This window comes from Rhizobium sp. AN68, assembly GCF_030758035.1.
Lineage (GTDB): Bacteria > Pseudomonadota > Alphaproteobacteria > Rhizobiales > Rhizobiaceae > Agrobacterium > Agrobacterium tumefaciens.
The window spans coordinates 816852-835845 of sequence record NZ_JARWMI010000002.1 but is presented as its reverse complement, the minus strand read 5'-3'; the positions used below and the strand labels follow the sequence as shown (position 1 = coordinate 835845).

At 59.4% G+C, this 18994-nt stretch carries 18 protein-coding genes; 10 read left to right on the top strand and 8 right to left on the bottom strand.

The window, feature by feature from the left end; translation table 11 throughout:
- Positions 1-3: 3 nt before the first annotated feature.
- The 5 genes from RBH71_RS07255 to RBH71_RS07235 form a co-directional block, all read right to left on the bottom strand.
- The gene (locus tag RBH71_RS07255; protein ID WP_003511320.1) at positions 4-750 is read right to left on the bottom strand and encodes an electron transfer flavoprotein subunit beta/FixA family protein; all 747 of its coding nucleotides are present in this window, start codon (positions 748-750) and stop codon (positions 4-6) included.
- Positions 751-933: 183 nt separating this feature from the next.
- Positions 934-1707, bottom strand: a complete 774-nt coding sequence (locus tag RBH71_RS07250) for a rhomboid family intramembrane serine protease (RefSeq protein ID WP_003511318.1) — start codon at positions 1705-1707, stop codon at positions 934-936.
- 32 nt (positions 1708-1739) lie between these two features.
- Positions 1740-2333, bottom strand: coding sequence for a cob(I)yrinic acid a,c-diamide adenosyltransferase (locus tag RBH71_RS07245; RefSeq protein ID WP_111803044.1), 594 nt, complete (start codon positions 2331-2333; stop codon positions 1740-1742).
- A 1-nt stretch (position 2334) separates the two neighbouring features.
- Positions 2335-2532 (bottom strand): twin transmembrane helix small protein, encoded by a 198-nt coding sequence (locus RBH71_RS07240; RefSeq protein ID WP_003497428.1) that lies wholly within the window; start codon positions 2530-2532, stop codon positions 2335-2337.
- A gap of 17 nt (positions 2533-2549) precedes the next feature.
- Entirely contained in the window at positions 2550-3383 is an 834-nt protein-coding gene (locus RBH71_RS07235; protein ID WP_019564858.1) for an SDR family oxidoreductase, read from the bottom strand.
- A 182-nt stretch (positions 3384-3565) separates the two neighbouring features.
- Here RBH71_RS07235 and RBH71_RS07230 point away from each other — a divergent pair, with 182 nt between their 5' ends.
- Positions 3566-4483, top strand: a complete 918-nt coding sequence (locus tag RBH71_RS07230) for a YihY/virulence factor BrkB family protein (protein ID WP_013761775.1) — start codon at positions 3566-3568, stop codon at positions 4481-4483.
- Here the strand turns inward: RBH71_RS07230 and gluQRS are convergent.
- Entirely contained in the window at positions 4451-5335 is an 885-nt protein-coding gene (gene gluQRS, locus RBH71_RS07225) for a tRNA glutamyl-Q(34) synthetase GluQRS (protein ID WP_162632405.1), read from the bottom strand. The two genes, RBH71_RS07230 and gluQRS, sit on opposite strands and share 33 nt — an antisense overlap.
- A gap of 72 nt (positions 5336-5407) precedes the next feature.
- On the opposite strand from gluQRS, the gene RBH71_RS07220 reads away from it, so the two are divergent.
- A complete protein-coding gene (locus tag RBH71_RS07220) occupies positions 5408-6055 on the top strand; it encodes a DNA-3-methyladenine glycosylase family protein (protein WP_111803066.1) in 648 nt (215 codons plus the stop codon).
- Between the two features lie 15 nt (positions 6056-6070).
- Here RBH71_RS07220 and RBH71_RS07215 read toward each other — a convergent pair whose 3' ends face one another.
- Entirely contained in the window at positions 6071-7489 is a 1419-nt protein-coding gene (locus tag RBH71_RS07215) for a helix-turn-helix domain-containing protein (RefSeq protein WP_323687231.1), read from the bottom strand.
- Positions 7490-7607: 118 nt separating this feature from the next.
- On the opposite strand from RBH71_RS07215, the gene RBH71_RS07210 reads away from it, so the two are divergent.
- The 8 genes from RBH71_RS07210 to RBH71_RS07175 all read left to right on the top strand — a co-directional run bounded on the left by RBH71_RS07210 (position 7608) and on the right by RBH71_RS07175 (position 17664).
- The gene (locus tag RBH71_RS07210; RefSeq protein ID WP_003511311.1) at positions 7608-9140 is read left to right on the top strand and encodes an acyl-CoA carboxylase subunit beta; all 1533 of its coding nucleotides are present in this window, start codon (positions 7608-7610) and stop codon (positions 9138-9140) included.
- A 100-nt stretch (positions 9141-9240) separates the two neighbouring features.
- Positions 9241-10137 (top strand): glutathione-dependent disulfide-bond oxidoreductase, encoded by an 897-nt coding sequence (yghU, locus tag RBH71_RS07205; RefSeq protein ID WP_003511310.1) that lies wholly within the window; start codon positions 9241-9243, stop codon positions 10135-10137.
- A 125-nt stretch (positions 10138-10262) separates the two neighbouring features.
- Positions 10263-10670 (top strand): hypothetical protein, encoded by a 408-nt coding sequence (locus RBH71_RS07200; protein WP_323572490.1) that lies wholly within the window; start codon positions 10263-10265, stop codon positions 10668-10670.
- Positions 10671-10676: 6 nt separating this feature from the next.
- Positions 10677-11240 carry an RNA 2'-phosphotransferase gene (locus tag RBH71_RS07195; protein ID WP_003511308.1) on the top strand — a complete coding sequence of 188 codons (564 nt, stop codon included), beginning with the start codon at positions 10677-10679 and terminating at the stop codon, positions 11238-11240.
- Entirely contained in the window at positions 11237-13240 is a 2004-nt protein-coding gene (locus tag RBH71_RS07190; RefSeq protein ID WP_003511306.1) for an acetyl-CoA carboxylase biotin carboxylase subunit, read from the top strand. The genes RBH71_RS07195 and RBH71_RS07190 overlap by 4 nt, the downstream gene beginning before the upstream one ends.
- A gap of 118 nt (positions 13241-13358) precedes the next feature.
- Positions 13359-15500 (top strand): methylmalonyl-CoA mutase, encoded by a 2142-nt coding sequence (gene scpA, locus RBH71_RS07185; protein ID WP_003511304.1) that lies wholly within the window; start codon positions 13359-13361, stop codon positions 15498-15500.
- A 13-nt stretch (positions 15501-15513) separates the two neighbouring features.
- A complete protein-coding gene (mce, locus tag RBH71_RS07180; RefSeq protein ID WP_003511303.1) occupies positions 15514-15930 on the top strand; it encodes a methylmalonyl-CoA epimerase in 417 nt (138 codons plus the stop codon).
- 189 nt (positions 15931-16119) lie between these two features.
- A complete protein-coding gene (locus RBH71_RS07175; protein ID WP_003511302.1) occupies positions 16120-17664 on the top strand; it encodes a glycerol-3-phosphate dehydrogenase in 1545 nt (514 codons plus the stop codon).
- 19 nt (positions 17665-17683) lie between these two features.
- On the opposite strand, the gene RBH71_RS07170 is transcribed toward RBH71_RS07175, so the two are convergent.
- Positions 17684-18916 (bottom strand): ROK family transcriptional regulator, encoded by a 1233-nt coding sequence (locus RBH71_RS07170; RefSeq protein WP_003511301.1) that lies wholly within the window; start codon positions 18914-18916, stop codon positions 17684-17686.
- Positions 18917-18994: the final 78 nt, after the last annotated feature.

Here is an 18994-nt window from a genome sequence, read left to right as displayed (position 1 = left end):
ACCTTAGAGGACGCCGTCGGCTTTGAGCTTTTCAACCAGCTCAGCCACCGAGCCGACCCTGATGCCGGCCTTGCGGCCAGCCGGCTCTTCTGTCTTCAGAACCTTCAGACGCGGCGTGACATCGACGCCGAAATCGGCCGGGGTCTTCTTGTCGAGCGGCTTCTTCTTTGCCTTCATGATGTTCGGCAGCGAGGCGTAACGCGGCTCGTTCAGACGAAGATCGGTGGTCACGACAGCGGGAAGTTTCAGTTCGACCGTCTGCAGGCCGCCATCGACTTCACGCGTCACAGCGACCTTGCCATCAGACGGTACGACCTTGGAGGCGAAGGTGCCCTGGCCCCAGCCGAGAAGGGCGGCCAGCATCTGACCGGTCTGGTTACTGTCGTCGTCGATCGCCTGCTTGCCGACGATGACGAGGCCGGGCTGCTCGGCTTCCGCCACGCCCTTCAAAAGCTTGGCGACGGCCAGCGGTTCGACCGTCTCTTCGGTCTCGATCAGGATGGCGCGGTCGGCACCCATGGCGAGCGCCGTGCGCAGCGTCTCTTCCGCCTTGGCAGGGCCGATCGACACGACCACGACTTCTTCGGCCTTGCCGGCTTCTTTCAGCCGCAGAGCCTCTTCCACCGAGATTTCGTCGAACGGGTTCATCGACATCTTCACATTCGCGAGTTCAACGCCCGAACCATCCGACTTCACGCGGATCTTGACGTTGTAATCAACAACTCGTTTGACAGGGACAAGGATCTTCATCGGCGGTTTTCCTCAAACTCCTGTCCGCGAGGCGACAAGACCGCGCGGACCTCCAAAAACAGGTTGGCGACATGGATAAGCATTTTTCCCGCAAATACAACGGAGCAATGTTCATTATCACATGCACGCAAGGCATACCTTACGTTGACGTTAACGTAAATAATTTATCTCTTCGTCAACGGCTCATCTGCTCCCGTCATAGCCCCGTTCGATTTGCGACAACCCCGCCGTTTGCGACGGATTCTTGAACTGCGCCGCCCTTGGCGGAACAATCGTGCGGTCGAACAGGGGAACGTCCGGCCGGCGCATGAAAATTACCATCACAGCCCCGGCCAATATGCCGCCCACATGTGCCCCCCAGGAAACATTTTCCTCAAGGCCAAGTGCCAGCATCAGAAATTGCTGTCCGATCCATAACGCCAGCGGAATGAAGGCAGGCAAGGGCAACGGAATGCGCATGAACACCAGAACCCAGACGCGCACCTTGGGATGCAGGAGAAAATAGGCCGCGACGACGCCGGAAACAGCGCCTGATGCACCGATAAGCGGCCCTTCCGACATGGGTGCGACAAAGCCGTGCAACAGCGCGCCGGCTATGGCGCAGGCGATGTAAAAGATAAGGAAACGGAAGTGGCCGAGTGCGTCCTCGACGTTGTCGCCGAAGACCCACAGAAACAGCATATTGCCTGCCATGTGCCAGAAATCCAGATGCAGGAACGCATAGGTGACGACGGTCAGGTCATCCGGCACCACCTGCAAGGCGGGCTCCAGGTAGGCGTAGTCGAACACCACAGCCGGGATGAAACCGAGGCCGAGCGCTGCGGCATTGGCCTGGACGTCGCTGGCAAGCACGCCGGTAAATAGCCATACCAGCACGTTGACCACGATCAGGCCGATCGTGACATATTGCAGCCGGATATGTTTGAGGGAATTCGCATCGTGCAGCGGTATGAACATCGAACGCCCTTCGTTTGTGCGAGAGATAGGCTTTAGCGGTTCTTGCCGGGAACCCACAATATGTCAGCCTTGCCCATATCATTGGCAAAACGGGCGGCAACGAACAGGAAGTCGGACAGGCGGTTGACATATTTCAGCGCTTCCGGGCTGACGATCTCGTTTTCAGCAACCGAGAGCTCCACCATGAGCCGTTCCGCGCGTCGGCAGATCGTGCGCGCCAGATGCAGATTGGCCGCCGCCGCATTGCCGCCCGGCAGCACGAAGGAGGTCAGGGGGTCAATTGCGGAGTTGAGGTCGTCGATTTCGTTTTCCAGCCGCGTGACCTGGCTCTCGACAATGCGCAGCGGTTCGTAGGCCGGCGGCTCGCCGGTTTCCGGGGTCGCGAGATCCGCGCCGAGGTCGAACATGTCGTTCTGGATGCGGAACAGCATGGAATCCAGCTTTTCCATGCTGGCAATATCAGTATTGGCGGTATGCAGCCGCGCCACGCCGATCGCCGAATTCGTTTCGTCCACCGTGCCATAGGCCTCGACGCGAAGATCGTGCTTCAGGCGGCGGGGACCGGACACCAGCGCCGTCGTGCCCTTGTCGCCGGTGCGGGTGTAGATCTTGTTCAGTTTCACCATGTCAGCGTCCGCCGCCGGTGAGCCAAAGGGTCAGCATGATGAGCACGATGGCGATGGCCTGCAACAGAAGGCGAAGCTGCATCAACTTGTTGGAACGGTTGGCGTCTTGGCCCTTCAGCATGTTGAAAAGGCCTCGTATCAGCACGATGACAACGAGGCCCATGACGATAAGGGCCAGAACAGTGGTGAAGCCGGACATTTAGGGGGTACTCCTCCTCAATCGAATCTGCGCAGCAGACGATAGAACAGTCCGGCAGGCAAGAGCCGTTTCAGCAACAGCCCCTGTTTGGCGGGAACGGTGACGGGATAATGCGGTTTTGGCTTTGCGGCGGTCAGGGCGTGTTTTAGCACGGCGTAAACGGCATCGGGGCCAAGCTTGTGGCGGTTGACCGGGCCGGACCCATCCATCCGCGCCAACTGACGCTTGTATTCCACAGCATGGGCCGAGTTTTCCAGATCGATCTTGTCCCTGACGTGGGCAAGCGCCGTCGTGGTGAATTTCGACGTGATCGGCCCCGGTTCGATCAGGCTCACATGGATGCCGCTGTCCTGAAGTTCCATGCGCAGCGTGACGCCAAGGCCCTCGATGGCGAATTTCGATGCGGTATAGGCGCCGCGATAACGATAGGGAACGAGGCCGAGAATGGAGGAGCAATGCACGATGCGCCCTGAACCGCGCTGGCGCATGAAGGGAATGACCCGCCGCGTCAGATCGTGCCAGCCGAAGACGTTGGTTTCGAATTGCTGCCGCAGTGCCTCCACCGGCAGATCCTCCACAGCACCCGGCTGTCCATAGGCGCCGTTGTTGAACAGCGCATCGATGCGGCCTCCGGTTCTGGCCGCAACCGTATCCACGAGAGCCGCGATGGTTTCGGGCTTGGTATAGTCCATGATCAGGGTTTCTATGCCCTGATTTTCGAGCGCGGCCATATCGACGATGCGACGCACGGTGGCAAACACCCTCCAGCCGTCGCGGTGAAGCGCGCCGGCACAATGGGCTCCGATGCCCGAGGAACATCCGGTAATTATGATGACGGGTTTTTCAGGCATCTATGCCGCTCCGGAAAGCCGAATGTTGCGCTGGCCCGATGGTCCGGCCTGTGAAAATTGTATTGCGCAAAATCTGTATGCCTGCGGGAACCGAAAGGCGGGCTTGTGCGCTGTACAAAGTAGAGCTGACTTCCCATATTCGGGGCGAAGTTACAAATGAAATGCCGATGAATGGAGGCGACATGGTTGCCGCAGTGCGCCTGGCAGGCAAGGTTGCCTTCGATGCCTATTCTCATTTTGCCGAGGATGACGGCTGGGCGATGGCGAGCCACATGGCGCTTTCCATCCTGCTGGCGCTGTTCCCGTTCCTGATTTTCGGCACGGCTTTGGCCGGCTTTCTGGGGGCTGACCAGTTTTCCGAGACGGCGGTGCATCTGATTTTTGACACCTGGCCGGAAGCGATCGCAGGTCCGCTTGCCGCGCAGGTGCAGCAGGTCCTGACCATTCCGCGCGGCGGACTGCTGACGATTTCGGTGCTGGCGGCCGCATATTTTGCCTCCAACGGCGTCGAGGCGCTCAGAATCTCGCTCAACCGCGCCTATCGCGTCACGGAAACGCGCTGGTGGTACATCACCCGTCTTCTCAGTCTGCTTTATGTATTGATCGCAGTGGTAGTCTTTACCGGCATCAGCATCGTACTTGTTGCGGTGCCGGTCGCAACGTCCTTTGCCGAACAGCGGTTTCCCTGGCTGACGGATGCGCTGAACACGGTTTCCAGCCTCGGACTTTACGGCACCATCGTCGTTCTGACGGTCGGGCTGGTGGCGGCGCATCTGTGGCTTCCGGCCGGCAAACGCCGCATCTGGGATGTCTGGCCCGGCATTCTGCTGACAATGATCTTCTGGGTCATCGGCGCGGCGATCTTTGCCTATTACCTCTCCACCTTCGCCAATTATGCCGCCACCTACGCCGGTCTGGCCTCGGTGATGGTGGTTCTGGTGTTTCTTTACATGGTGGGTGTCATCTTCATGCTGGGTGCGGAAGTGAATGCCGCTCTGATGAAATACAAGGTCCGGCAGATCATCCGCCGCAATATCTCCGGCAACAGTGCGCGCCGCGAGCAGGTGCTAGAGGAGCCCGACAAGCCGGCGGATATCTGACGGCGTTTTTCCTTCCGCCCGAAGCGCTGAAAGGCCGGTGCTGCCTTCGCTTTTCGAGAGCTTGCGCCCATCAGCACCCAAAATCAGTCGGTGGTGGTTATAGGCGGGTGGCGGCAGGTCCAGCAATTGTTGCAGCAGCCGGTGAATGGCGGTTGCGTTAAACAGATCCATGCCGCGCACCACATGGGTGATGCCTTGCAGCGCGTCATCCACCACAACGGAAAGATGATAGCTGGAGGGGGCGTCGGAGCGCGACAGCACCACATCGCCCCAGAGCGCCGGCAAAGCTTCGATTTCCCCGGTCTGCCCGTCGCCGCTCTCGCGCCAGAACAGCTTGCTGTGCAAGGTGCGGACCGCCTTTTCCATGTCGAGCCGCCAGGCGTGTTGCCTGCCTGATGCCAGAAGTTCGGCCCGTTCCGCCTGCGGCCTTTGCCGATCTATTGCGGGGTAAAGCGGCGCGCCGTCGGGATCGCGCGGCCAGAGCCTTCCCTCTGCCTCAAAGGCCCTGACAATGGCTTTCGTCTCACCCCGGCTTAAGAAGGCGGGATAGGCGAGGTCGGCCTCGACCAGCCTGTCGAGTGCTGTGCGATACTCATCGAAGTGCTCCGATTGCCGCCGCACCGGCTTTTCCCATTCCAGTCCCAGCCAGCCAAGATCATCATAGATCGCCTGCTCCAGCTCCGGAGTGCAGCGCGTCTGGTCGATATCTTCGATGCGCAGCAGAAAATGGCCACTGTTTTCCCGCACCATGTCGTGGTTCAGAAAAGCGGAAAGCGCATGGCCCAGATGCAGGGCGCCATTGGGGCTGGGCGCAAAACGATAAACCGGTTTTTGACGGACGGGCGAAGGCATGGTTTCTTCTGACATGTTTTGAAGCGCCTCGCCACCCGGTGCCGGGCCAACGTGAATATGGGCTGTGCAGACATGAAAATCATCAGGGGCCTCGACGATATCAGCGAAGGTCTGGCGGATCTTGCCCGCCTCGATCCGGCTCTTAGCCTTATTATCGAAAAAGCCGGTCCGCTGGAGTTGCGTATTCACGAGCCCGGCTTTGCGGGCCTTGCCCATATCGTCGTGTCGCAGATGGTGTCGCGCGCCAGCGCCAACGCCATATGGGTGCGTATCCTTGCCGGCACGGGCGGGGCGGTGACGGCGGAAAACTATCTGGCGGTGCCGGAAGAATTGCGCGCCACTTTCGGCCTTTCCCGGGCCAAGGCAACAACGCTGGAAGGGTTGGCGCACGCGGTTGCGGATGGCCGCATCGATCTTGATGCCGTCAGTCGCAAGGAAGCAGATGTGGCCCTTTCTGAGCTGGTGGCGCTTCACGGCATTGGTCCGTGGACGGCGGAAGTCTATCTGATGTTCTGCGGCGGCCACCCCGATATTTTTCCGGTTGGTGATGTGGCGCTGCGGGCTGCGGTGGGCCACGCGCTTTCGCTCGAGGCACGGCCGGATGCGAAATGGCTGGCGGCGCGGGCGGAACTCTGGACGCCCTGGCGCTCCGTCGCCGCCCGGCTGTTCTGGGGCTACTATGCAAATATCATGCGGCGCGCGATGGTGCCGCTACCCTGATATGGCCGCGCGGCGCTAGAAGTCCGCGATCCGGTAGGGCAGGGCTCCGCGTGAGAGATGATCGACATGTAGTTTGCGTTTTAGCGGCGGTACGGCGCGCTGCACGCAATCGACCCTTTCGCATACCCGGCAGGAAACGCCGATGGGCTTGAAGGAGGCGGCATTGGCGAGATCGAGTGTATCGGCATAGACGAAATTCTGCGCATGGGAAATTTCGCAGCCGAGCGCGATGGCATAACGTGGCCTGTCCGTGTTGAAACCGGCGCCGGCTTTTTCGATCTGCGTGGCGATGGAAAGATAGCGCACGCCGTCAGGTGTTTCCGCCAGCTGGCGTACTATCCTGTCGGAGCTTTCGAAGGCCTGATGAATGTTCCACAGCGGACAGGCCGCGCCGAAACGGGCAAATTGCAGTCTTGTGGCGCTGTGGCGTTTGGTGATGTTGCCAGCCCGGTCGATCTTGGCGAAAAAGATCGGCACGCCTTTCTGACCAGGGCGTTGCAAAGTGCTGAGCCTGTGGGTCACCTGTTCAAGACTCGCGCCGAAGCGCACGGCCAGAAGTTCCAGATCGTGGCGCAATTCCTGCGCGGCCCGGTGAAATTGCCCATATGGCAGGATCAGCGCGGCGGCGAAATAGTTGTGAAGGCCGATGCGACATATTTCCGCGGCTTCGGCGCTACGGAAACCGGCGCCGGCCAGCACTCTGTCCACGGTTGCTCCCGCATGAAGCTGGGCGATCTGAAGCGCAAGCTGAAAACAGCGGGTCGGTGCTGCCATGTAGGAACTGAGCGCCAGCGTTTTGCCGGCCGGATCGAAATGCCGGATCAATCCGCCCGCCGCCTCCGTTCTGTTGATATGGACACCGAAGCGGCTGCGTAGATGGGCCGCGAGAATGCCGTAGGTCTCGCCGCCCTCTATCTCCAGTTCGTATGCAAGTTCTTCCGCCAGAAGATCGATTTCGGCAACGTAATTGTCGACGAAGTGGAAGAAATCGCGGACCTCTTCGTAAGGTGTTCTTTCCACCTGCGCGGTTCCCCGCCCCAGCCTGTCATCCAGCTGCACCAGCTGCTCGCTGTTTTGCCGGTAGGCCTGGTGGGCGCGCAAAAGCGCATGGGCAAAACCCGGTGCGTTCTGCGCAATCAGCTTCAGTTCCTGCAGCCCGGGCTCGTAATTCAGGAACAGCGGGTCTTTCAGGGCCTCGCGCACAGCGGAAACCAGTCGGTCGTTTTCGCCCGTTGCCAGCTCCGTTACGTCGAGCTGGAATTTTTCCACCAGCGTCACCAGAACGCTGGCGGAAACGGGTCGCTGATTGTTTTCGATCTGGTTCAGATAACTGGCCGAAATGCCGAGCCGTTCGGCAAACTGTGCCTGCGTGGCGCGGGCGTTTTCGCGAAGGCCGCGGACCTTGCGGCCGATGAAGAGCTTTTCCGTCGCCATGTTGCAACTTTGCAAAAGTAAATATTGCAAATATTTATGCCACGCATACGCGCACGATCAAGGCTTCTAGGCGAATGTTTTCTAAGCTATTGATTTTGAGGAAACGCATGGAGGAAACATGCCCAACATTCTGGAGCAATTGCAGACGCGCCGCGACGAAGCGCGGCTCGGCGGCGGCGTCAAGCGCATTGAGGCGCAGCATGCCAAGGGCAAGCTGACGGCGCGCGAGCGCATCGATGTGTTGCTGGATGAAGGTTCCTTCGAAGAGTACGACATGTACGTTACCCACCGTGCGGTGGATTTCGGCATGGCCGAACAGAAGGTGGCGGGCGATGGCGTCGTTACCGGCTGGGGCACCATCAACGGCCGGCAGGTCTATGTTTTCAGCCAGGATTTTACCGTGCTCGGCGGTTCGCTGTCGGAAACCCATGCCCAGAAAATCTGCAAGATCATGGATATGGCCGTGCGCAACGGCGCGCCCGTGATTGGCCTCAACGACAGTGGCGGCGCGCGGATTCAGGAAGGTGTTGCTTCGCTCGGCGGTTATGCCGACGTTTTCAAGCGCAACGTCATCGCCTCCGGTGTTGTGCCTCAAATCTCTGTCATCATGGGGCCGTGTGCCGGTGGTGCCGTTTATTCGCCTGCCATGACCGACTTCATCTTCATGGTGCGCGATACCTCCTACATGTTCGTAACCGGGCCGGATGTGGTGAAGACCGTGACCAACGAGATCGTCACGGCGGAAGAGCTGGGCGGCGCCTCCACACACACCAAAAAATCCTCCGTTGCCGATGGCGCCTATGAAAACGACATCGAGACACTTGAGCATGTGCGCCTGCTTTTCGATTTCCTGCCGCTGAATAATCGGGAAAAACCGCCAGTCCGGCCTTTTCATGACGATCCCGCACGGCTGGAAGCGCGCCTCGATACGCTGATCCCCGACAGTTCCAACAAGCCATACGATATGAAGGAACTGATCCATGCGCTCGCCGACGAGGGCGATTTCTTCGAGTTGCAGGAGGCGTTTGCCAGAAACATCATCACCGGTTTCATGCGTCTGGAAGGCCAGACAGTAGGCGTCGTCGCAAACCAGCCGATGGTGCTGGCCGGGTGTCTGGATATTGACAGCTCACGCAAGGCCGCCCGCTTCGTGCGCTTCTGCGATGCCTTCAACATTCCCCTGCTGACACTGGTGGATGTGCCCGGTTTCCTGCCGGGAACGGCGCAGGAATATGGCGGCGTCATCAAGCACGGTGCGAAACTGCTGTTTGCCTATTCCGAGGCGACGGTTCCGATGGTGACGCTGATTACCCGCAAGGCCTATGGTGGCGCGTATGACGTGATGGCCTCGAAACATATCGGCGCTGATGTGAACTATGCCTGGCCGACTGCGGAAATCGCTGTCATGGGCGCAAAAGGGGCCGCGGAAATCCTCTATCGCTCGGAGCTTTCCGATCCGGACAAGATCGCCGCGCGCACAAGGGAATATGAGGAGCGTTTCGCCAATCCCTTCGTGGCGGCAGAGCGTGGTTTCATCGATGAGGTTATCATGCCGCATTCCTCGCGCCGCCGCATCGCCCGTGCCTTTGCTTCGCTGCGGGGCAAGAACGTCGAAACCCGCTGGAAAAAGCACGATACCATTCCGCTCTGACCTGCTCTGGGGCTGGAAAAATACTTTGGCCACCTTACTATAATGATGTTCAGGCGCCCGACCTTCGGTGCCCTCCCGAAACGCACAAGGACTGATTTTTATGGCCGAGAACTCCTCCGCAGATAATTTTCCCGCCGGATATGAAGTGCCCAAGGTCTGGACCTGGGACAAGGGTAATGGCGGCCAGTTCGCCAATATCAATCGCCCGATCGCCGGTCCCACCCATGACAAGGAATTGCCGGTCGGCAAACATCCGTTGCAGCTTTATTCGCTGGCAACGCCGAATGGCCAGAAGGTCTCGATCATGCTGGAAGAATTGCTGGCCGCTGGCCACAAGGGCGCCGAATATGATGCCTGGCTGATCAAGATCGGCGAAGGCGACCAGTTCGGCTCCGGTTTTGTCGGCGTCAATCCGAACTCCAAGATCCCGGCGCTGATGGATCATTCGACGCCCGAGCCGACCCGGGTTTTCGAGAGCGGCTCGATCCTCGTCTATCTCGCGGAAAAATTCGGCGCTTTCCTGCCGAAAGAGGGCAATGCCCGCACGCAGGCGCTGAACTGGCTGTTCTGGCAGATGGGTTCCGCCCCCTTCCTCGGCGGCGGTTTCGGCCATTTCTACGCCTACGCCCCGATCAAGATCAAATATGCTATCGACCGTTACGCCATGGAGGTTAAACGCCAGCTTGACGTGCTTGACCGTCATCTGGCCGACAACCGTTATCTGGCGGGCTCGGAATATACGATTGCCGACATGGCCGTCTGGCCCTGGTATGGCAAGATAGCGCTCGGCCAAGCTTATGGCGATGCCGGTGCTTTCCTTGAAGCGGCCGGTTATAAGAACCTTATGCGCTGGACGCTTGAAATTGGCGAACGCCCTGCGGTCAAGCGCGGCGTGATCGTCAACAAAACCTCGGGCGATCCGTCCGAACAATTGCATGAACGCCACGATGCCTCCGACTTCGAGCAGAAGACGCAGGACAAAATCGGCAAGGCATAACGAAAAGACTAGAGCGCTTCTGGTTTTAATAGGACCATGAAAGCGCTCTAATTATTTGAATTTACGCATATCCGGACGTAAAAGCGGACCTGCTTTTAATGGAAATGCTTCTGGAAGGACAAAAGATGGCGAACCTGCCCGAAATGACCAAACACAAGGGATTTCCCTCCGGCATGCCGAGCACGGGCATCCAGTTCACCATCCGCCGCGCCAATCCAAAAGGGGTAACGCCCATCAAGATGATACCCCGAAGGGCGCGGGACGATTCCAAGGAACACCGCATCGATGCGGCCTTCCTGCACTCGCTCTGGCACCATTTTGGTCCCGAGCCGTTCGAGCGTGGTAATCTCGACGCTGCCCGCCTCAGCCTGCTGTTCGGCCGCGAGGTCTTGCCGGCGGAAAAGAATTTCGATCCGCTTTCCTACCAGGCGATGCTTGTCATCGACGAGCGCGTCGCCCGGCAGAATTTCCCGGAATCCTTCGAGAACTTTTTTCGAGATTTGAGTGTGCTGTCATCCGCCAATAGGGAATGAAATTCAATGTCGACGGCCACCAGCAAATTCCTGAGCTATGTTCTGCGACATGCGCCCGAAAGCATCGGGCTTACCATGGATGCTCAGGGTTGGGCGGATGTCGGAGATCTATTGGCAAAAGCAAATGCGAGTGGCACGCTGCTCGACGAGGCCGGTCTGCGTGCGGTCGTTACCGAAAGCGACAAGAAGCGTTTCACCCTTTCGGAAGATGGGCACCGCATCCGGGCCGCGCAGGGGCATTCAGTAAAGGTCGATCTTGGTAGCGCTCCTTTAGAACCGCCGCCGCAGCTTTTCCATGGTACTGCGACACGTTTCCTAGATGCTATCCTGCAGGAAGGATTGCGACCGGGCAGCCGGCAGCAGGTTCACCTTTCGGCAGACAGCGTGACGGCACATGCGGTCGGCCAGCGGCACGGAAAACCCGCCATCCTAATGGTTGATGCCAGTCGGATGTTTGCCGCTGGCCACAGCTTTTTTCAAGCCGACAATGGTGTCTGGCTGACCGATGCTGTTCCCGCTGCTTATCTGACGCTGATTGAGAATCATACTTTTGAAGGCGATGGCAAATGATCAAGAAAATCCTCATCGCCAATCGCGGCGAGATCGCCTGCCGGGTCATCAAGACGGCGAAGAAGATGGGCATTGCGACGGTTGCCGTCTATTCGGATGCTGATGCCAATGCTTTGCATGTGAAGATGGCGGATGAGGCCGTTCATATCGGTCCGGCGCCCTCGTCGCAGTCCTATATCGTCATCGATAAAATCCTTGCTGCGATCGAGAAGACCGGGGCTGATGCGGTGCATCCCGGCTATGGCTTCCTGTCGGAGAACGCTGCCTTTGCCGAGGCGCTGGAGAAGGCGGGTGTGATCTTCATTGGCCCGCCGGTCCGCGCTATCCAGGCCATGGGCGACAAGATCACCTCCAAGAAGCTCGCGGCGGAAGCCGGTGTTTCCACCGTGCCCGGCCATATGGGGCTGATTGGGGATGCAGATGAGGCGGTGAGGATCGCCTCCGAGATCGGTTATCCCGTGATGATCAAGGCCTCGGCCGGCGGCGGCGGAAAGGGCATGCGCATCGCCTTTAACGATGCGGAGGCGCGCGAGGGTTTCCAGTCGTCAAAAAACGAGGCGAAATCTTCCTTTGGGGACGACCGCATCTTCATCGAGAAATTCGTCACCCAGCCGCGCCATATCGAAATTCAGGTGCTGGGCGATCAACACGGCAATATCCTTTACCTTGGCGAGCGAGAGTGCTCTATCCAGCGCCGCAACCAGAAGGTCATCGAGGAAGCGCCATCGCCCTTTCTTGATGAGGCAACGCGCAAGGCCATGGGCGAGCAGGCCGTGGCTCTGTCGAGAGCAGTTGGTTACCATTCGGCCGGAACGGTCGAATTCATCGTCGATGGCGAGCGCAATTTCTACTTTCTGGAAATGAATACGCGCCTGCAGGTGGAACATCCGGTAACGGAACTCGTCACAGGCATTGATCTGGTCGAGCAGATGATCCGCGTGGCATCAGGCGAAAAGCTGTCCTTCGGGCAGACCGATATAAAGTTGAACGGCTGGGCAATCGAAAGCCGGCTTTATGCCGAAGACCCCTATCGTAATTTCTTGCCCTCCATCGGCCGGTTGACACGGTATCGCCCGCCGCAAGAGGGCGAGCAGGAAAACGGCACCGTGATCCGCAACGATACCGGCGTCTTCGAAGGCGGTGAAATCTCGATGTATTACGATCCGATGATCGCCAAGCTTTGTAGCTGGGCAAAGGATCGTGAAACCGCCATCGATGCCATGGGGCAGGCGCTGGATCGTTTCGAAGTGGAGGGCATCGGCCACAATCTGCCGTTCCTCTCGGCTGTCATGCAGCACGAGCGTTTTCGGGCCGGCCGTTTGACGACGGGTTTTATCGCCGAGGAATTTCCGGAGGGCTTTTCCGGGGTCGAGCCCGATGAGGCCTCCGCGCGCAAGCTCGCAGCCATCGCCACCGTTATCCACCATCGGCTTCAAAACCGTGCGGTCGAAATTTCCGGTACCATTGGCAATCATCGTCGCATTGTCGGTCAGGACTGGGTGGTTTCGCTTGGTCGATCCCGTCGAAGCGTCAGCGTGGAGACCGGTGCTGAAGGCATGGCAATCCGTTTTGAGGATGGTGCTGCGCTGACAGTCGCTACCGGCTGGCTTCCCGGCCGCAGCCTTGGCCTGTTCACGGTGGCGGGCGAGGTGATCGCCGCCAAGGTCGATCTTGCCGGTGCGGCGGTTCGCCTGCGCTGGCGCGGCATGGATGTTCTCGCCCATGTGCGCAGCCCGCGCGTGGCGGAACTGGCGCTGCTGATGCCGGAAAAGCTGCCGCCCGATACGTCGAAACTGTTGCTCTGCCCGATGCCGGGCGTCATCACCGGGATCTCGGTTGGCGAGGGGGACGAGGTCGAAGCCGGTCAGGCGCTGGCGACGGTGGAGGCAATGAAGATGGAGAACATCCTGCGTGCGGAAAAACGCGGCCGGGTTGCCAAAGTGTCGGCAAAGCCGGGCGATAGCCTCGCCGTGGATGAGGTCATCCTCGAATTTGAATAGGGCTTGATACCGTTTTTGAGGAACGGATGAGGGGCGGAGCGGGTTACGGGGTAGGCTGGATTTCGGTCACGATCACCAGTCACAGTACTGAAAATGAAATGCAGAAGGGGAGATATGCATGTCGGGTGAAAAAACGGTGCGGGATTGGCTGCAGCTTGCCGAAAAGGAGCTGAAGCGTTCACCGGATGCACTCGTCTGGCATACGCCCGAAGGCATTGACGTCAAACCGCTTTACACGGCCGATGACCTGAAAAAGGCTTCACATCTCGATGGCCTGCCGGGCTTTGCACCCTTCACGCGCGGCCCGCGCGCCACCATGTATGCCGGGCGGCCATGGACGATCCGCCAATATGCCGGGTTTTCGACTGCCGAAGCTTCCAACGCCTTTTACCGCAAGGCGCTCGCCGCCGGCCAACAGGGTGTTTCGGTCGCCTTCGATCTTGCCACTCATCGCGGATATGACAGCGACCACTCGCGCGTTGAAGGCGATGTCGGTAAGGCGGGCGTAGCGATCGACAGCGTCGAGGACATGAAAATCCTGTTCGATGGTATACCGCTCGAAAAGGTCTCCGTCTCCATGACCATGAACGGGGCCGTCATTCCGGTGCTCGCCAATTTCATCGTTGCGGGGGAAGAGCAGGGTGTCTCGCGTGCCGCACTTTCCGGCACCATCCAGAACGACATTCTCAAGGAGTTCATGGTCCGCAACACCTATATCTACCCGCCCGAGCCTTCGATGCGTATCATTGCTGATATCATTGAATATACGGCGAAGGAGATGCCGAAATTCAACTCTATTTCGATATCCGGCTATCACATGCAGGAGGCAGGTGCCACGCTGGTGCAGGAGCTTGCCTTCACGCTGGCGGATGGGCGGGAATATGTGCGGGCCGCCCTTGCCAAGGGACTGAATGTCGATGATTTCGCCGGCCGCCTGTCGTTCTTTTTTGCCATCGGCATGAATTTCTTCATGGAGGCCGCAAAGCTGCGCGCCGCCCGCTTCCTCTGGTCGCGCATCATGGAAGAGTTCAAGCCGCAAAAGGCGTCGTCGCTCATGCTGCGCACCCATTGCCAGACATCCGGTGTGTCTCTTCAGGAACAGGACCCTTACAATAACATTGTCCGCACCGCTTTCGAGGCCATGTCCGCCGTGCTGGGCGGCACACAATCGCTGCACACCAATTCCTTTGATGAAGCCATTGCCCTGCCGACAGAATTTTCCGCCCGCATCGCCCGCAACACCCAGCTTATTCTCCAGCATGAAACCGGCGTCACCAAGGTCGTCGATCCGCTGGCCGGTTCCTACTATGTCGAAAGCCTGACGGATGAACTGGCGCAAAAAGCCTGGGCGCTGATTGAGGAAGTGGAGGCGCTTGGTGGCATGACCAAAGCGGTGGCCGAAGGCCTGCCCAAAAGATTGATCGAGGAGGCGGCCACGCGTCGGCAGGCGGCCGTGGACAAGGGCGAGGAAGTCATCGTCGGCGTCAACCGCTACCGTCTGGAAACCGAGGAGGATATCGACGTTCTCGATATCGACAACGCCGCCGTACGCGCTGCGCAAATCCGCCGCCTTGAGGACACCAAACGTCGCCGCGACGGCGGGGACGTCTCGAAGGCGCTGGCGGCATTGTCTGAAATTGCCCGTAGCGGCAAGGGTAATATTCTCGAGGCGGCAGTCGTCGCCGCCCGCGCCCGCGCCACCGTCGGCGAGATTTCCGATGCGCTGCGTGCCGTCTTCGGCGATTACGTTGCCGTGCCGGAAGTGGTGGAGGATATTTACGGCGAGGCCTACAAGGACGAGCCGGAGCTTGCCACGCTCGCTACGCGGCTTTCCGGCGTGGCAGAACGGCTCGGCGTCAAACCGCGCATCATGGTCGCAAAGCTCGGGCAGGACGGGCATGATCGCGGCGCGAAGGTTATCGCGTCGGCCTTTGGTGATATCGGTTTCGATGTGCTGGCCGGGCCGCTGTTCCAGACGCCTGCCGAGGCAGCCGATCTTGCGGTTCAGAACAAGGTGCATGTGGTCGGCATGTCGTCGCTTGCCGCAGGCCACAAGACGCTCGCACCGCAGCTTGTGGAGGCGCTCAAGCAGAAGGGTGCCCAGGACATCATCGTCGTCGTCGGCGGCGTCATTCCGCGCCAGGATTATCAGTTCCTGCTCGACCACGGCGTTTCGGCGATTTTCGGACCCGGCACCAATGTCATGGATGCGGCGAACAAGGTTCTCGATCTGCTGGAAGGCATCCGGCGCAACGCGTGAGAGGAATACGGCCATGTTCGGAAGATTGAACCACGTCGCCCTTGCCGTGCCCGATCTTAATGCCGCGGTTTCGCGATACAGGGCGCTTGGCGCTCAAGTTTCCGAGCCGCAATCCCTGCCCGAACACGGCGTGACAGTGGTTTTCGTTCAGGCTGACAATACCAAGATCGAACTTCTTCATCCGCTTGGAGAGAACTCCCCGATTACCGCCTTCCTCGAAAGAAATCCGGGTGGCGGCACGCATCATCTGTGCTTTGAGGTGCCGGATATTCTGGCCGTGCGAGACGATCTCGTCCAAAAAGGCATCCGCATTTTAGGTGATGGCGAGCCGAAGATCGGCGCGCATGGCAATCCCGTTCTCTTCCTGCATCCAAAGGATATGGGTGGCGTGCTTTACGAGCTTGAGCAGGTCACTCCGACACACGTCTGAAACACAGACCCCGTACCGACATCCCGAAACACGTTGGCGAAGTGATTCACCGGCGGCAGTTGCCGTTCGCTTGTGCTGAAAACATGGGTTTCGTTTGTTTTCTTTTGACATTCGTTTTGTTTTCGTTTTTATGACGATAATCTTTCAACGTAGGGGAAAATGGTCCCCGGCGCTGTCTTGCGAGGCCCTATGTCCGGCGAAAACATATTCGATCTTTTTGTCATCGGCGGTGGCGTGAATGGTTGCGGCATTGCCCGCGATGCCGTGGGTAGGGGCTATTCCGTGGCGCTTGCGGAAAAGGGCGATTTTGCCTCCGGTACGTCTTCGGCAGCCACCAAGCTCATCCATGGCGGCCTGCGTTATCTCGAACATTATGAGTTTCGTCTGGTGCGAGAAGCCTTGATGGAGCGTGAAATTCTGTGGGCCATGGCCCCGCACGTCATCTGGCCCATGCGCTTCGTCCTGCCGCTCCAGAAAGGCGGCGTGCGTCCGGCATGGATGGTCCGGCTTGGCCTCTTTCTTTATGACAACCTCGGCGGCCGCAAGCTTTTGCCGCCGACGCGCACGGTCGATCTTCGGCAAGACCCGGCAGGCAAACCTCTGAAGCCGGTCTTTGCCAAGGCTTTCGAATATTCCGACGGCTGGGTGGACGATGCCCGTTTCGTGGTTCTGAATGCGCGTGACGCGGCGGATCGCGGTGCGACGATCATGAACCGCACGCGGGTCGTTTCCGCACGGCGCGAAGGCGGCTTGTGGCTTATCGTGACGCTGGACGAAAAGACCGGTCGTTCAGCCACGCACAGAGCGCGCATGCTGGTGAATGCCGCTGGCCCATGGGTGGATAACGTGCTGTCCGGCGTGTTCGGCCGCAACGATGTGCACAATGTTCGTCTCGTGCAGGGCAGCCACATCATCGTGCGCAGGAAGTTTTCCGATCCGCGCGCCTATTTCTTCCAGAACCCGGACAACCGCATCATCTTCGCCATTCCCTATGAGCAAGATTTTACGCTGATCGGCACCACGGACCGCGACTACAAGGGCGATCCGGCCAAGGTGCGCATCTCCGAGGAAGAGATTTCCTATCTCTGTAATGCCGCCAGCGAATATTTCAGCGAGCCGGTGAAGCCGGATGATATCGTCTGGACCTATTCCGGCGTGCGCCCGCTTTTCGATGATGGCGCTTCAAAGGCGCAGGAAGCCACACGCGACTATGTGCTGAAGGTTGAAGAGGCAGAGGGCGAAGCGCCGCTGCTCAATATCTTCGGCGGCAAGCTGACCACCTACCGGCGGCTGGCGGAACATGCTCTGGAAAAGATCGGCGCAGCCATCGGAGAAAAGGGCAAGCCCTGGACGGCGGGCTCGTATCTGCCGGGCGGTGACTTCGGGGTGGAGAGATATGACGCCCAGGTGAGGGCGCTTGTCTCCCGTTACCCATTCCTTGATGGACGCCATGCCGAGCGGCTCATCAAAAACTACGGCACGAAGGCTGCGGAACTGCTCGGTGTCGCCACCGATGTTTCCGGCCTCGGCCGGCATTTCGGCGGCACACTTTATGAATGCGAAGTGCGCTGGCTGGTGGAACACGAATGGGCCTTTGCAGCCGAGGATATTCTCTGGCGGCGCACTAAACAGGGCCTGCGGTTGAGCAGGGACGAGGCTGCCGCTCTGGATGAATTCGTTTCCACGCTGACTGGTGTCAAGGAAAAGGGCGAAGCCGTGACGGAGCAGGCCTGAGCATCTACGAGTTTTCCCGTCAGTTCCCCGAGTTCCTTGCCGCTCTTTCAGGGCCATCAGCGCTCAATATATAGTCGTCGGCGGCGGACAGAGCGTGTTCCATATGCCCTTCGAACACCAGTTCCGGTTCGTTGGGCGCGATGCCGATTTTTGGCATTCCGCCGAAGCGTACCGACTGCGATTGCGCAAGGCCATCGTGAAGGCCGCTTTCCAGAAGATCGAAATAGCGTGTGCCGGGGCCAGTGATGAAGACCGGCATATGGCCGTGCAGGCTGAACAGACGTGAAAGGCCGTTGCCGAGTGCAAGCCCGGCTGTGCGGAAGGCAAGCCGCGCCATGCGCCCGCCGGCGCGGGCGGAAGCGGCGATCTTGTCCACTTCGGCAATCGGCACGAATTTTGCCGGTTCCGCCTGCGGCGGGGCCTCGAAAGCCGAACGCAGGATTGCATAAAACCCTGAATAGGCCTCGATACAGCCTCTGGTGCCGCAGCGGCAAAGGGCGCCATCGGCCAGATGCAGCATATGTCCGAAATTGGGGGCGCTAACCTCTATCCCGCCACCCGCGGCGCGGGCAATGCCGAGGCCAATGCTGTGGCCGAGCGACAGGGTGACAAGTGCCTCCGGTTTCGGGCCGTCCTTTGCCTGCTCCTGCATCCAGATGGCTTTTGCGGCCAGCAGCGTTTCGTTGTTCAGCGTCACGCGGATGCGGCCGTCCTGAGAAATGAGCTGCTGGAAATCTATCTTTTCGGTGCCGAGCACCGGCGACCAGACGAGCACCGCCGCTGCCGCGTCCACAAGCCCCTTGCTGCTGATCGACACCTGAAGAATGTCGTGCCGGTCGATGCGCGAACGGTCCGCAAGCCGTGCAAGGCCGGAGAGGATCGAGCCGCCGAATGACCCTTTTTCAGCCGTGATCCTCTGCTCGGTGAAGCGGTCCACCAGCTTGCCGGCATAGTCGACCAACGAATATTGCACGCTGTCGGACGAAATGATGACGATTGCGACGTGGCAGAAAGCACCATCAGGCCCAAAGAGGATGCGCGGCCGCCCGCGCCCGGCGGCGGCTAGCTGCTCTTTGCGCAGGATGAGGCCGGCCCGCTCGAGTTCCATGGTGATTGCGGAAACGGTGGCGGAGGCAAGCCCGGTGAAGGAGGACATGTCCGTATGGGAGAGGCTGCCATGAAGGCGCAGCGCTGCCATCACCGACAGGCTGTTTTTCTGGCGCACCAGTTCCGTGCTTGCAATGGCGGACATGGGCTGGGGTATGCTCCCTGAACGGCTTTTTCCTGTCGTGCTTATCCCCTCTGATGGCGCACGCCACGAGCAAGATCA